The following is a 14,019-nucleotide window of genomic DNA, read 5'->3' on the forward strand; positions in this document are numbered from 1 at the left end:
GTCCGGGCTTGACGGGCCAACAAATGTTCTTTACCGAGAAAAAACATTTGGTTGGCAGGGCGAATATCGAAACAGGCGGGATGGTACTGCCCGGCTGGCACATTGCGCCCCGGCCTTGTGCCGGTAAAAAGCCGAACGATCACAGACGGGCGAGGAGAGAAGCATGGCGGATCTGACAGGCAAGATCGTTGTCGTCACGGCGGCGGCGCAAGGCATCGGCCGGGCAAGTGCGCTGGCTTTCGCCAAGGCCGGCGCGGTCGTCCATGCCACCGACATCAACGAGGTGGTGCTCGCCGACCTCGGCAAGACGCCCGGTATCAAGACCCGCAAGCTCGACGTGCTGAACGACGAGGCGGTGAACGCCGCTTTTGCCGAGATCGGCGCCGTGGACGTGCTGTTCAATTGCGCCGGCTTCGTCCATTCCGGCTCGATCCTCGAGATGAAGGACGGCGATCTCGACTTTGCCTATGATCTCAATGTCCGCTCGATGATCCGCACCATCCGCGCCGTGCTGCCCGGCATGCTGGAGCGCGGCGACGGCTCGATCATCAACATGGCATCGCTGGCCAGTTCGACCAAGGGCGTGCCGAACCGCTTCGTATATGGCCTAACCAAGGCAGCCGTCATCGGCCTGACCAAGTCGGTCGCCGCCGACTATGTCGGCAAGGGCATACGCTGCAATGCGATCTGTCCGGGCACGGTCGAAAGCCCGTCGCTGCAGGACCGCATGCATGCGCAGGGCGACTACGAAGCAGCTCGCGCCGCCTTCATCGCCCGCCAGCCGATGGGCCGGCTCGGCACGCCCGAGGAAATCGCCGATCTCGCCGTCTATCTGGCCGGCGCCACCTATACGTCGGGGCAAGCTTATAATATCGACGGTGGCTGGTCGATCTAAGAGGCCATTTGAAAACCCTACTCCGCCGGGCGCCTGACGCGGCTTTCTGCGCTTCCGGTGCTCACGTACTTTAAGTACGCTCCGCTCCGGTTCTCGAAACCCACGCCATTCGCCGCAGCGGAGCGAGTTTGCAAACGGCCTCTGGTCGCAACTGGGAGAAAACTGCATGAAACTGCTGCGCTATGGCGAGGCGGGGAGCGAACGCCCCGGCCTGCTCGATGCCGATGGAACGATCCGCGACCTCTCCGCCCATGTCACCGACATTGCCGGCAAGGCACTTGACCCGGCATCGCTCGAGACATTGTCGAAGCTCGACACGAAGACGCTGCCGGCGGTTTCCGGCAAGCCGCGGATCGGCGCCTGCGTCGCCGGCACCGGCAAATTCATCTGCATCGGTCTCAACTATTCCGACCACGCCGCCGAAACCGGCGCCACCGTGCCGCCGGAGCCGATCATCTTCATGAAGGCAAGCTCGGCTATTGTCGGGCCGAACGACGACGTGCTGATCCCGCGCGGCTCGGTGAAGACCGACTGGGAGGTCGAGCTCGGCGTGGTGATCGGCAAGACTGCAAAGTATGTCACCGAGGCCGAGGCGCTGGATTATGTCGCCGGCTATTGCGTCGCGCACGACGTCTCCGAGCGCGCCTTCCAGGCCGAGCGCCAGGGCCAGTGGACCAAGGGCAAGTCCTGCGACACGTTCGGGCCGATCGGCCCGTGGCTGGTGACCAAGGACGAGGTCAAGGACCCGCAGAACATCCCGATGTGGCTGACGGTCAACGGCAAGACGATGCAGAACGGCTCGACCAAGACCATGGTCTTCGGCGTCGCTTATCTCGTCTCCTATCTCAGCCAGTTCATGTCGCTGCACCCGGGCGACATCATCTCGACCGGCACGCCGCCCGGCGTCGGCCTCGGCATGAAGCCGCCGGTCTTCCTGAAGCCCGGCGACGTGGTCGAGCTCGGTATCGAGGGGCTGGGCATCCAGAAGCAGACGTTCAAGGCGGATGCGTAGGCGCTCTTCCTTCTCCCCTTGTGGGAGAACGTGGATCGGCGCGCAGCGCCGAGACGGATGAGGGGTGCTGGAAGAAACGCGACGAGAAAACATCGAAGGATTTCCGTCGCTTACGCCTTCAGCGTAGCGATCGTCCAACACCCCTCATCCGACCGAGCTTCGCTCGGCCACCTTCTCCCACAAGGGGAGAAGGGGAGTCGGCGCCTGCGCTACTTCAGCACCTTCCCATCGGCTCCAAACCGGTATGTCTTTGCCGGATCCGGCGTCGCATAGAGCGTGGCACCAGGTTCGGCGTTATAGACGCCGAAGATGCGCACTGTGATCAAGCCGGCCTTCTCGCAGTCGAGATAGAGGTTGGTGTCGGCGCCAAGGTGCTCGGCATGGACGACCGTGCCTTTCCAGGCGCCGGATCTGGGATCGACCGTCAAATGTTCGGGACGGACGCCGATGGTCTTTGCCGTTTCGCCAAGCCTGGCGCCGTCGACGAAATTCATCTTCGGTGAGCCGATGAAGCCGGCGACGAATTCATTTGCCGGCGAATTGTAAAGCTCCATCGGTCCGCCGATCTGCTCGATCTTTCCCGCGTTCAGCACGACGATCTTGTCGGCCAGCGTCATCGCCTCGACCTGGTCGTGGGTGACATAGATCATCGTGGCCTTCAGCCGGCGATGCAATTGCGCGATCTCCAGCCTGGTGTTGACGCGCAGCGCGGCATCGAGGTTGGACAGGGGCTCGTCGAACAGAAAAAGCTTGGGCTCGCGCACCACGGCGCGGCCGATGGCGACGCGCTGGCGCTGACCGCCGGAAAGCTCGGCCGGCCGCCTCGAGAGGTAGGGCTCCAGCGACAGCATCGACGAGGCGATGCCGATGCGGCGGTCGATCTCGGCCGCCGGCGTGCCCGCCTGCTTGAGGCCGAGGCCCATGTTGTTCTTCACCGTCAGATGCGGATAGAGCGCATAGGTCTGGAACACCATGGCGATACCGCGCTTGGCCGGCGGCGTTGCGGAGACGTCCGCACCGTCGATCACCACGCGGCCCGAGGTCGAGTCCTCCAGCCCGGCAATGACCCTGAGCAGCGTCGACTTCCCGCAGCCAGATGGACCGACGAAGACGACGAACTCGCCATCCGTCACCTCGAGGTTGATGCCCTTCAGCACCTCGACCGGCCCGAAGGCCTTTTTCACGTTCTCGATGTTCAGCGAGCCCACGGCGTCGTCCCTGTTCTAGAGTTTCACGGCGAGGCCGCTGCGCACGCTCTCGTCTGCGGCAAGGCAGACGGCGAGCGACTTCACCGCGTCGTCCATGTGACGGGTCAAGTCCAGATCCTCGCGGACCGCCTTCAGCACAAACGCCTGTTCCAGGTCGCAAAGGTCCTGATGGCCGGGCTCGCCTTGCATCGACAGCATTTCGTCCGGTTTCGCGAACTTGCCGTCGGCTCCGGTCGCCGCACTATGCAGGCGGATGGTCGAGGTCTTGGTGTGGGTGTCGATGTCGTCGGACCTGACACCCTCCTTCATGACGATCGACACGCAGCCATTGGGCGAGATCACGTCTTTCACGAAGAAAGCCGTCTCCGAAATCATCGGCCCCCAGCCGGCCTCGTACCAGCCGACCGAACCGTCGTCGAATAGCACCTGCAGATGACCGTAATTGTACATTGACGGCGCGATCTCGTCGCTCAGCCTCAGCCCCATGCCGCGCACCTCGACTGGCCTGGCGTCGGTGATCTGCAGCATCACGTCGAGATAATGCACGCCGCAATCGACGATCGGCGATGTCGTCTGCATCAACTGCTTGTGCGTCTCCCAGCTATGGCCGGAGGATTGCTGGTTGAGGTTCATGCGGAACACGTAAGGGCCGCCGAGCTTGCGCGCCTCGGCGATCAGCCGGATCCAGGACGGGTGATGGCGCAGGATGTAGCCGATCACCAGTTTTTTGCCGTTGGCCTTGGCGGCGGCGACGACGCGCTCTGCATCTGCGACGGTGGTTGCCAGCGGCTTTTCGAGGAAGACGTGGCAGCCGGCCTCGAACGCCTTGACGGCATAGTCAGCATGGCTGTCGGAATAGGTGGCGATGCAGGCGACATCGGGCTTTTCGTCGCGCAGCGCCTCGTCGAAGGAACGCCGGATGGCGTAGGTCGAAAGCCCTTCCGGCAGCGGCACATCGGAGCGGTTGACCAGCGCGGCGATCTGGAATCCCGGATTGGTGTGATACGCCAACGCATGGCTGCGCCCCATATTGCCGAGGCCGGCGATGACAACGCGAAGGGGTTGTTGCGAGCTCACTTGACCGCTCCCGAAGTGATGCCGCGGATCAGCTGCCGCGAGAAGATGACGTAGAGGATCAGCACCGGCATGATCGCCAGCGACAGTGCCGCCAGGATGGCGTTCCAGTTGGTGACGAACTGGCCGAGGAACAATTGCGCGCCGAGCGTCACTGTCTTGGTCTCCTCTGACGGCGCCAGGATCAGCGGGAACCACAGATCGTTCCAGATCGGGATCATGGTGAAGACCGCGACCGTCGCCATCGATGGGCGCACCAGCGGCAGCACCAGCCGGAAAAAGATGGTGTATTCGGACAGGCCGTCGATCCTGCCCGCATTCTTCAGATCGTCCGAGACCTGCTTCATGAATTCCGACAGGATGAAGACGGCAAGCGGCAGGCCCTGCGCCGTGTAGACCAGGATCAGCGCCGTCAGCGTGTTGACCAGCCCGCTCGCCACCATCAATTGCAGGATGGCGACGGTGGCAAGGCGGATCGGGATCATGATGCCGAGCGCCAGATAGAGCCCCATCAGCGAATTGCCGCGGAAGCGGTATTCCGACAGCGAGAAAGCCGCCATGGCGCCGAACAAAAGCACGAAGAACAGCGAGGCGACGGTGACGACAAGGCTGTTCTGGAAATAGTGGATGAAATCGCCCTGGCCGATCACCGTCGTGTAGCCGATCAGGTCGAAGGTACCTGGCGTCGGCGGCGTCAGCGGCGCGCCGAAAATCCCTGCGCGTGATTTGAACGAATTCATGATCACGAGGATGACCGGAAACAGCGCGATTGCGGTGTAGGTCAGAAGGATCGCATGCGCGCCGATGGTGCGGGGCAGCGAGCGGGTTGCCGTGCTCATGTGGCGCCTCAGAACTGGTAGCGACGCAGGCGCGTCTGCACGAGGAACAGGTAGACGCAGACGCCGCCCAGGATGATCAGGAACATCATCGTGGCGATCGCCGCGCCCATGTTGGGATCGCCGACCTGCAGCTGGAAACCGAAGAAGGCGCGGTAGAGGAAGGTGCCGAGAATATCGGTTGAATAGTTCGGCCCGGCCAGCGCCCCTTGCGCGGTGTAGATCAGGTCGAAAGCGTTGAAATTGCCGACGAAGGTCAGGATCGAGATGATGCCGATCGACGGCAGGATGAGCGGCAGCTTGATCTTCCAGAACTGCGCCATCCCGGTGATGCCGTCGCATTCGGCTGCTTCGATCACCTCTTCGGGAATGGACAGCAGTGCCGCATAGATCAGCATCATCGGGATGCCGACGAACTGCCAGACCGAGATCAGGCTGAGCGCGGTCAGCGCATATTGCGCCTTGCCGAGCCAGGGCGTGAACAGGCTTTTCAGGCCGACCAGGTCCATCATATGCGGCGCCACGCCCCATAGCGGCGACAGAATCAGCTTCCAGGCGAAGCCGACAATGACGAAGGACAGGATCGTCGGCACGAAGATCGCCGTGCGGTAGAAGGCGGAAAACCGCAGCCTAGGGCTGGACAGAAGTGCGGCCAAAAGGACGCCGATCGGGTTCTGCACCAGCATGTGGATGATGAAGAACCAGACATTGTTCCTGAGCGCGTTCCAGAAATTGACCGACCAGTTGGGATCACCGAACAGCATGCGGAAATTTTCCAGTCCGACGAAGACCTGCGACTGATTGATGTTGCGGAACAGCGACAGCTGCAGCGTGCCGGCCAGCGGCAGGATCATGATCGCCGTATAGACCAGCACTGCCGGCGCCAGGAAAACGCCGATATGCCAACGGAACGGTCTTTTCGGTGCTGCGGCCATGCGTTCGGTCCCCGCCGATCAGGTCTTGCTATTGCCGTCAAAGGGCGCGGCGCCTCCCTCCCCCTCGAGGGGAGGGTGCCTCGCAAAGCGAGGCGGGTGGGGTCGGCAGAGGCAGCGCGCCATCGTCGTTCGACCGTGCTTTCCAGCAGCGATCAAGCCGCAGCCTGCCTCGACCGACCCCCTCTGTCGCCTTCGGCGACATCTCCCCCTCGAGGGGGGAGACAACGCTTCGCCGCGCTCTTACTTCGCCGGCTTGTACCAGCTATCGAGGCCGTCCTGCAGCTTCTTGGCGGCAGCTTCCGGCGTGTCGGTGCCGTTGATGACGTTGGCCGATTCAACCCACGTCTCGTTTTCAAGGTTCGGCGTGCCGCGCGACAGGATCTGGTAGGTCGAGCGGATCGTCGACTTGCACTTGCCGCGCCAGGAGACGAATTCCTGGGCCAGCGGGTCTTCCATCTTCACCGGGGTGTTGTTCAGGCTGAAGAAGCCCGGCAGCGCGTTGGCGTAGATGGTGGCAAAATCAGGCGAGGCCACCCAGGACAGGAAGGTCTTGGCCGCATCCGCGTTCTTCGAGGCAGCATTGAGGCCCATGCCGATGTCGGTGTGGTCGGAGATGTAGCAGGTGTCGCCGGCCTTCTGCACCGGCGGCGGGAAGGCGCCCATCTTGAACTGCGCCTGCGTGTTGAAAAGGCCGATCTCCCACGAACCGGCCGGGTAGATGGCGGCGCGGCCGAGCGTGAACAGGTTCTGGCTGTCCGGATAGGTCTGCGCCTCGAAGCCGTCGCCGAGATAGTCCTTCCACTTGGCCAGTTCCTTGAAGGGCTCGACCCACTGCGGATCGGTCAGCTTCTGCTCGCCCTTGATCAGCGCCAGGCGGCCTTCCTCGCCCTTCCAGTAGTTCGGGCCGATGTTCTGGTAGCCCATGGTCGCCGCTTCCCAGAGGTCCTTGGTGCCCATCGCCATCGGGATGTAGGTGCCGTCGGCCTTGATCTTGTCGAGCGCGGCGAAGAATTCGTCGCGCGTCTCCGGCACCTTGATGCCGAGCTTGTCGAAGGCGTCCTTGTTGTAGATGAAGCCATGGATGACGGAGGCCATCGGCACGCAGAAACTCGACTTGCCGTCGTCGGTCTGCCAGGCGGCCTTGGCGACGTCGGAGAAGTTCTCCATGCCGGGCAGGGTCGAGATGTCGGCGAGGTTGCCCTTCTTGAAGAGCTCCAGCGACTTGTCGAACGGGCGGCAGGTGATCAGGTCGCCGGCCGAGCCGGCGGCGAGCTTGGCGCCGAGGGCGGCGTCATATTCGGTTGGCGCCGACGGCGCGAACACCACCTTGATGCCCGGGTTCTTGGCTTCGAAGGCCGGGATCAGCTTGTCCTTCCAGATGGCAAGGTCGTCGCCGCGCCAGCTTTCGATGTTGAGCGTTACGTCGTCGGCATAAGCCACCCCGGCGGAGCCGAGAATGCTGGTGCCGAGAAGAAGTGCCGTCAGTAGCTTCGTTGTCATGCTCAGTCTCCCTGTTGACCTTTTTCAGGTTCGGTTTTGATGAGAACAGAGGCATTGCGCCCCTTGCTCCCCTCGATCGCGGAAAGGGCCGGCCGCAGCTTGTGGCCGGTCCCTTCCAATATCTTCTCGGCTGCATCGGCGCTGGCGGCGCCGGCGGCGAGCAGAATAGCGGTCTTGACGACGCCGCCGCTCCTTTCGAGCAGGCGTGCCGCCTCGTCCTTGTCGCGCCCGCTGACGGCGGCGACGATGCGTGCGGCGCGGTCGCGCAGCTTGATGTTGTCGGCCATGAGGTTGACCATGTAGCCGTCAAGGACATGGCCGAGATGGATGGCGGCGAGCGTCGACAGCATGTTGAGCGCGATCTTCTGGGCGGTGCCTGCGCCCATGCGCGTTGAGCCGGCAATCAGCTCCGGTGGCGTTTCGAGCAGGATGGCGATGTCGGCCAGCCGCAACAGCGGCGCATCCCTGTTGTTGGCGATGGCAATGGTCGCCGCACCGCGGCGCCTGGCGTCCTCGATCGCCCTGACTGCATAAGGTGTCGAGCCGCTGGCCGAGACGGCGATCAGGCAGTCGCCCTTGCCGATGCGGGCGGCGGCAACTGCTGCCGAAGCTTCCTCGGTATCGTCCTCCGGCCCGCCGGCCAGTGTCTTGAAGGCCTCGTCGCCGCCGGCGATCAGGATGGCGATGCGGTCGCGTTGGATGCCGAAAGTGCCCGGCAGCTCAAGCGCATCGGCCAGTGCCATCAGGCCCGAACTGCCGGCAGCCGCATAGGCGAGCTTGCCGCCGCTTTTCAGTCTGCTTGCGATGATTTCGGCTGCCGCGGCAATAGCGGGAATGGCGCCGTGCACGGCCTTGGCGGCCTCGATCTGTGCGTTGGCCAAAGAGGAAAGGATGGCTTCCGGGGCCTGGATATCCAGTCCCTCGGCATTCTGGTGAAGCGCTTCGGTGCGCGTTTCGGCCATCCGCTTTCCTCCAATCGAGAAAACCATACCAAAAAAATACCACTTGTCCACACGCATTAATGAAATCCTTGCGGCGGTGCAGGCTTGCGAACGAAATTGGCTGATTTTCCAACAAACTACGTCTTAACTTTTTTGAAACGGAAATTAATCCTTGGCTATTGGTATTTTATTGGTATTATCCGCCCGGAGGAGAAATCGCGTGAAATTCGTGCTCGGCATCGATGGCGGCGGCACCAGCTGCAGGGCGGCCCTTGCAACGGCCGACGGCAGCGTCCTCGGCCGCGCCAAAAGCGGTGCCGCCAACATCCGAACGGATCTCACCGGCGCCAGGACGAACATCGTCGACGCAGCGCAGCAGGCCTTTGTCGCCGCGGGCAGGGATCCCGCACTGATCCCGCAAACTCCGGCCGTTCTCGGTCTTGCCGGCGCCAATGTCGGCACCTACCGGCAGCAACTCGAAGCGATCCTGCCGTTTCGCATCAGCCGTGTCGAGACCGACGCCGAGATCGCGCTGGAAGGCGCGGTTGGCTCCGGCGACGGCGCCATGGCCATACTCGGCACCGGCACCGCCTATATGGCACGCAAACAAGGCAAGTCGCGCGCCATCGGTGGCTGGGGTTTTCAGGTCGGCGACCAGGGCAGCGGCGCCCGTATCGGCCGCGACCTGCTCGAGCAGACGCTGCTCGCCTATGACGGCATCCGCCAGGGATCGCCGCTGACGCAGGCCATGCTCACCATCTTCCGCAACAATCCCGAGGATCTGGTCGAATTTACCACCAACGCCAAGCCCGGCGATTTCGGCGGCTTCGCGCCCAAGGTGTTCGAACATGCCGAAAAAGGCGACGCCGTCGCTGTCTGGATCCTCGACAAGGCGGTCGCCGATGTCGAGGCAGCGCTTGGCGTGCTCGACCTCGGCGGCGACGATCCGCTCTGCCTGCTCGGCGGGCTGGCGCCGCTTTATGCGCCGCGCCTGTCGGCCCGCTACCGGGCGCTGCTGAAACCGCCGCTCGACGACGCGCTGGGCGGCGCGGTGCAGATGGCGGTTCGGATTTTCGCAAACACGGCGGAGGCAGCTCGATGAGTGAGGCCGCCGACCAGATATTCGCGGCGCTGAAACAATCGTCGCAGAGTGGCGCGCCGCTCTATCTGCAGCTCAGGAAGAGCATCGAGGATGCGGTCAAACGCGGGCTGATCGGACCTGGCGATGCGCTGCCTTCCGAGCGCGACATCGCTAGCAAGGCCGACATTTCGCGCGTCACCGTGCGCAAGGCGGTACAGGACCTGGTCAAGGGCGGCATCCTCGTCCAGCGCCATGGTTCCGGTACCTTCGTTGCGCCACGTATGGAGCGCGTCGAGCAGTCGCTGTCGATGCTGACCTCGTTTACCGAAGACATGGCGCGGCGCGGCATGGCGGTGCGTTCGGCTTGGCTCGACCGCGGCCTCTATCCGCCGTCGCCCGACGAGATGATGGTGCTCGGCCTGGCGTCGAACGAATTGGTGGCGCGCGTGGCGCGCCTTCGTATCGCCAACGACACGCCGCTGGCGATCGAGCGCGCCTCGCTATCGACAAGCGTGCTGCCCGATCCGGCGGCGATTGGTTCGTCGCTCTACGCCGCGTTGGAAAAGACCGGCAACAGGCCGGTGCGGGCGGTGCAGCGCATTTCCGCCACCAATCTCGGCGATGGCGACGCACATCTGCTGGAAGTACCGTCGGGCATTGCCGGCCTGCACATCGAGCGTATCTCCTATCTGGCGAGCGGCAAGGTGATCGAGTTTACCCGCTCCATCTACAGGGGCGACGCCTATGATTTTGTCGCCGAACTCCGGCTGAGCGGGCCGGGCGAAGAGGGCCGGCCATGACCGCGACAACGACCCATATGCGGCGCGAGATCGAGGAGATCCCGGAGGCCACCGCCCGCCTGCTCGATGGCTCGGCCGCGGTGCTGACGGAAGCTGGACGCGGCATTCGCGAGCGCGATCCGAATTTCGTCGTCACCGTGGCGCGCGGCTCGTCCGACCATGCCGCAACCTTCATGAAATATGCCGTGGAGTTGACCGCCGGGCTGGCGGTTGCATCGGTCGGCCCGTCGATCGCCTCGATCTATGGCGCCAAGCTGAAGCTGGGCGGCTCGGCCTGCCTGGCGATCTCGCAGTCCGGCAAGAGCCCGGACATCGTTGCAATGGCGCAAGCGGCGAGGACCGGCGGTTCGCTGACCGTCGCCATCACCAACACCGCCGATTCGCCGCTGGCGCGGGCTTCGGACTACGCAATCGACATCCTGGCCGGACCGGAGCGCAGCGTCGCGGCGACGAAGACCTTCGTCAATTCAGCCGTCGCAGGACTCGCCTTGATGGCGCATTGCACCGGCGACGACAAACTCCTGGTGGCGCTCGCGCGCTTGCCGGAGCATTTTCGCAAGGCGATCGCCTGCGACTGGATGGCGCTGGCTGGGGCACTCGAGATGCCGAAATCGCTGTTCATTCTCGGCCGTGGCCCGTCGGCGGCGATCGCCAACGAGGCGGCGCTGAAATTCAAGGAAACCTGCGCCATGCATGCGGAAGCCTATAGTGCGGCCGAGGTCATGCACGGCCCGCTGGCGCTGGTCGGTCCCGGTTTCCCGGTGCTGGCGCTGGCTGCTCGCGATGCGTCCGAGCCATCGGTGGCCGATGCCGCCGACAGCCTGGCCGGCAAGGGCGCTGCCGTCTTTGTGACGTCGAACAAGGCAAAGAGCGCTCAGCGCCTGCCGTATGTCGCAACCGGTCATCCGCTGACCGACCCGCTGACGCTGATCGTGTCGTTCTATGGTTTCGTCGAGGCCTTTGCCCGCCATCGCGGCCTCGACCCCGACACGCCGCCCAATCTGCGCAAGGTAACGGAAACCCTATGAGCGACCGTTTTGCCCTGACTGGCGCCGGGATTTTCGATGGCGACGACTGGCACGACAATGCGGCGCTTGTCGTGCGCGACGGCCTCGTCGAGGCCATTGTTGCCGCCGGTGCCATTCCATCCGATGTTGCGCGTATCGAGACCGGCGGCGGCATGCTGGCGCCTGGCTTCGTCGATCTGCAGGTCAATGGCGGCGGCGGCGTCATGCTCAACGACCATCCGGACGTCGCCTCGATCGAGACCATCTGCCGGGCACACGCCCCCTTCGGCACGGCGGCGCTGTTGCCGACGCTGATCACCGACACGTCCGAGATCACCGCCGCGGCGGTTGCGGCCGGAGCCGAGGCGGCACGGAGGAAGGTGCCGGGGTTCCTGGGCCTGCACCTCGAAGGGCCGCATCTGTCGATCGCCCGCAAGGGCGCACATGACCCGGCTTTGATCCGGCCGATGCTAGACTCCGACCAGACGATGCTGATCGCCGCACGGAAAAACCTGCCCGTGCTGCTGACGACGGTGGCGCCCGAATCCGTCGAGCCCAGCCAGGTGTCGGCGCTTAGCAAGGCCGGCATTGTCGTCAGCATCGGCCATTCCGATATCGGCTATGCCACGGCTCGCGCCTTTGCCGAGGCCGGCGCAACGGTGGTCACCCATCTGTTCAATGCGATGAGCCAGATCGGCAATCGCGAGCCAGGGCTAGCGGGCGCCGCAATCGATACCGGCGCATTCTATGCCGGGATCATCGCCGACGGTATCCATGTCGATCCGGCCACCATGGCCATCGCCTTGCGCGCCAAGCAGGGGCCGGGCAAGATCCTGCTCGTTACCGATGCCATGGCGACGATCGGCACCGACATGACCTCGTTCACGCTGAACGGCCGCACCATCCACCGCAAGGATGGCAGGCTGACACTTGCCGACGGCACGCTGGCGGGCGCGGATCTCGACATGATTTCCGCGGTGCGCTTCATGCACCGCGTCGTCGGCCTCGACCTCGACGAAGCCTTGCGCATGGCCTCCCTCTATCCGGCGCAGGCGGTCGGCCAGTCGCACCGGTTCGGGCGCTTCGCCAACGGTACCGCGGCCAACATCGTTTCGCTGTCGGACGATCTGGACATTAAAAGCGTCTGGATCGATGGTGCCAAGGTTTTTGCGGGCAGCCCTGCTCGTTAGGGTTAGCCGGCTTTGGACGTATAGAGGTCCTTGTAGGCTTCGCGCAGCAGGTTCTTCTGCACCTTGCCCATCGTGTTGCGCGGCAGTTCGTCGACGAAGATCACCCGTTTCGGATGCTTGTACCTGGCGAGGCGCCCGGCGATGGCCTCGACGATCCCTGCGGCGCTGATGGTCGAGCCCGGCGCCCTCACCACGACAGCGGTGACGCCTTCGCCGAAATCCGGATGGGCAACGCCGATGACAGCGCTTTCGGCGACGCCAGGCAGCGCGTCGATCTCGCTCTCGACTTCCTTTGGATAGATATTGTAGCCGCCGGAAATGATCAGGTCCTTGCCGCGGCCGACGATGTGGACATAGCCGTCGGCATCGATCAGCCCGAGATCGCCGGTGATGAAGAAACCGTCGTCACGGAACTCCGCTTTGGTCTTTTCCGGCATGCGCCAGTAGCCGCAAAAGACATTGGGACCCCTCACCTCGATCATGCCGACATCGCCCTTGGCAAGTGTTTCGCCGCTCTCGGGGTCGGTGATGCGCAGGGAAACGCCGGTCACGGGAAACCCGACCGTGCCGGCACGCCGCTCGCCATTATAAGGGTTCGACGTGTTCATGTTGGTCTCGGTCATGCCGTAGCGCTCGAGGATGGCGTGGCCGGTGCGCTCTCGCCAGGCTCTGTGCGTCTCGGCCAACAGCGGCGCCGAGCCGGAAATGAACAGGCGGATGTTTTTCGCCGCTTGCCGGTTCAAACCGTCCTGCTGCAGCAGGCGGACGTAGAATGTCGGCACGCCCATCAGCACGGTGGCGCGCGGCAGCAGCGAGACGATGCGGGCCGGGTCGAATTTGGTTTCGAACAGCATCGAGGCACCGGCCATCAGGACGACATTGGTGGCGACGAAAAGGCCATGCGTGTGGAAAACCGGCAGCGCGTGAATCAGCACGTCTGCGGCAGTGAAGCGCCAGAGGTCGACCAGCACCCGCGCATTCGAGGCGAGGTTTTCGTGGCTGAGCATGGCGCCTTTCGAACGGCCGGTGGTGCCGGAGGTGTAGAGGATCGCAGCAAGGTCGTCCGGTCCGCGCGCCACGTCGTGGAAGTCCACGGCCGCCTCAGAGGCCCGATCGGTCAACGAACCCTCGCCCTTGCTGCCGAGTGTCGCGACCGCAGCGCCCGAGTCCTGCGCCAAAGCGCCGATCTCGGTCACTCGCGCCGGGTCGCAGACGATCAGTCGCGGCTCGGCATCCCTGAAGAAATACTCGAGCTCGGTCAGCGTATAGGCGGTGTTGAGCGGCAGGAAGATCGCGCCGGCACGCAGACAGGCGAGATAGAGGAAAATGGCCTCCGGGCTCTTCTCGACCTGAACGGCGACGCGGTCGCCGGCTTCGACGCCCAGCTGCGACAGCACATGTGCCAGTTGAGCGGAGCGCGCCAGCATTTCGCCATAGCTGATCGAGCGCCCGTCCTCTGCCTCCATCAAAAGGCGTCCGGGCGTGGGCATCCGGGCACGGAAAGCATCGAACAGATGGTTGCTCAAAAGTCCCCCCGAGC

13 protein-coding genes are annotated in these 14,019 nt (G+C 63.9%); 6 read left to right on the top strand and 7 right to left on the bottom strand.

The window, feature by feature from the left end; genetic code table 11:
• Positions 1–163 precede the first annotated feature (163 nt).
• Both NKI24_RS16900 and NKI24_RS16905 read left to right on the top strand, forming a co-directional pair.
• Positions 164–895 (top strand): SDR family oxidoreductase, encoded by a 732-nt coding sequence (locus NKI24_RS16900; protein WP_254815741.1) that lies wholly within the window; start codon positions 164–166, stop codon positions 893–895.
• A gap of 166 nt (positions 896–1,061) precedes the next feature.
• The gene (locus NKI24_RS16905) at positions 1,062–1,907 is read left to right on the top strand and encodes a fumarylacetoacetate hydrolase family protein (protein WP_352449600.1); all 846 of its coding nucleotides are present in this window, start codon (positions 1,062–1,064) and stop codon (positions 1,905–1,907) included.
• Between the two features lie 209 nt (positions 1,908–2,116).
• On the opposite strand, the gene NKI24_RS16910 is transcribed toward NKI24_RS16905, so the two are convergent.
• The 6 genes from NKI24_RS16910 to NKI24_RS16935 all read right to left on the bottom strand — a co-directional run bounded on the left by NKI24_RS16910 (position 2,117) and on the right by NKI24_RS16935 (position 8,422).
• Positions 2,117–3,115 carry an ABC transporter ATP-binding protein gene (locus tag NKI24_RS16910; RefSeq protein WP_352449601.1) on the bottom strand — a complete coding sequence of 333 codons (999 nt, stop codon included), beginning with the start codon at positions 3,113–3,115 and terminating at the stop codon, positions 2,117–2,119.
• A gap of 15 nt (positions 3,116–3,130) precedes the next feature.
• Complete coding sequence (locus NKI24_RS16915; RefSeq protein ID WP_352746816.1) at positions 3,131–4,192, bottom strand: Gfo/Idh/MocA family protein; 1,062 nt, start codon at positions 4,190–4,192, stop codon at positions 3,131–3,133.
• Positions 4,189–5,028, bottom strand: coding sequence for a carbohydrate ABC transporter permease (locus tag NKI24_RS16920; protein ID WP_352449604.1), 840 nt, complete (start codon positions 5,026–5,028; stop codon positions 4,189–4,191). Before NKI24_RS16920 ends, NKI24_RS16915 begins: the two co-directional genes overlap by 4 nt.
• An 8-nt stretch (positions 5,029–5,036) precedes the next feature.
• Positions 5,037–5,960 (bottom strand): carbohydrate ABC transporter permease, encoded by a 924-nt coding sequence (locus tag NKI24_RS16925; protein ID WP_352449605.1) that lies wholly within the window; start codon positions 5,958–5,960, stop codon positions 5,037–5,039.
• Between the two features lie 240 nt (positions 5,961–6,200).
• Complete coding sequence (locus tag NKI24_RS16930; protein ID WP_352449606.1) at positions 6,201–7,460, bottom strand: ABC transporter substrate-binding protein; 1,260 nt, start codon at positions 7,458–7,460, stop codon at positions 6,201–6,203.
• A gap of 2 nt (positions 7,461–7,462) precedes the next feature.
• Complete coding sequence (locus NKI24_RS16935; protein WP_352449607.1) at positions 7,463–8,422, bottom strand: N-acetylmuramic acid 6-phosphate etherase; 960 nt, start codon at positions 8,420–8,422, stop codon at positions 7,463–7,465.
• A 199-nt stretch (positions 8,423–8,621) separates the two neighbouring features.
• Here NKI24_RS16935 and NKI24_RS16940 point away from each other — a divergent pair, with 199 nt between their 5' ends.
• From NKI24_RS16940 to nagA, 4 genes are read left to right on the top strand one after another with little or no spacing between them, the layout of a single operon-like run.
• Positions 8,622–9,503: a glucosamine kinase nucleotide-binding domain-containing protein gene (locus tag NKI24_RS16940; protein WP_352746821.1), complete on the top strand. Its 882-nt coding sequence runs from the start codon at positions 8,622–8,624 to the stop codon at positions 9,501–9,503.
• Positions 9,500–10,282: a GntR family transcriptional regulator gene (locus NKI24_RS16945; RefSeq protein ID WP_352449609.1), complete on the top strand. Its 783-nt coding sequence runs from the start codon at positions 9,500–9,502 to the stop codon at positions 10,280–10,282. Before NKI24_RS16940 ends, NKI24_RS16945 begins: the two co-directional genes overlap by 4 nt.
• Positions 10,279–11,310 (top strand): SIS domain-containing protein, encoded by a 1,032-nt coding sequence (locus NKI24_RS16950; RefSeq protein WP_352449610.1) that lies wholly within the window; start codon positions 10,279–10,281, stop codon positions 11,308–11,310. The genes NKI24_RS16945 and NKI24_RS16950 overlap by 4 nt, the downstream gene beginning before the upstream one ends.
• Positions 11,307–12,479: an N-acetylglucosamine-6-phosphate deacetylase gene (gene nagA, locus NKI24_RS16955; RefSeq protein WP_352449611.1), complete on the top strand. Its 1,173-nt coding sequence runs from the start codon at positions 11,307–11,309 to the stop codon at positions 12,477–12,479. Before NKI24_RS16950 ends, nagA begins: the two co-directional genes overlap by 4 nt.
• Before the next feature lie 2 nt (positions 12,480–12,481).
• On the opposite strand, the gene NKI24_RS16960 is transcribed toward nagA, so the two are convergent.
• Positions 12,482–14,005 carry a malonate--CoA ligase gene (locus NKI24_RS16960; RefSeq protein WP_352746826.1) on the bottom strand — a complete coding sequence of 508 codons (1,524 nt, stop codon included), beginning with the start codon at positions 14,003–14,005 and terminating at the stop codon, positions 12,482–12,484.
• Between the last annotated feature and the right edge of the window lie 14 nt (positions 14,006–14,019).

The sequence above is a fragment of the Mesorhizobium sp. M0701 genome, assembly GCF_040320365.1.
Classification (GTDB): domain Bacteria; phylum Pseudomonadota; class Alphaproteobacteria; order Rhizobiales; family Rhizobiaceae; genus Mesorhizobium.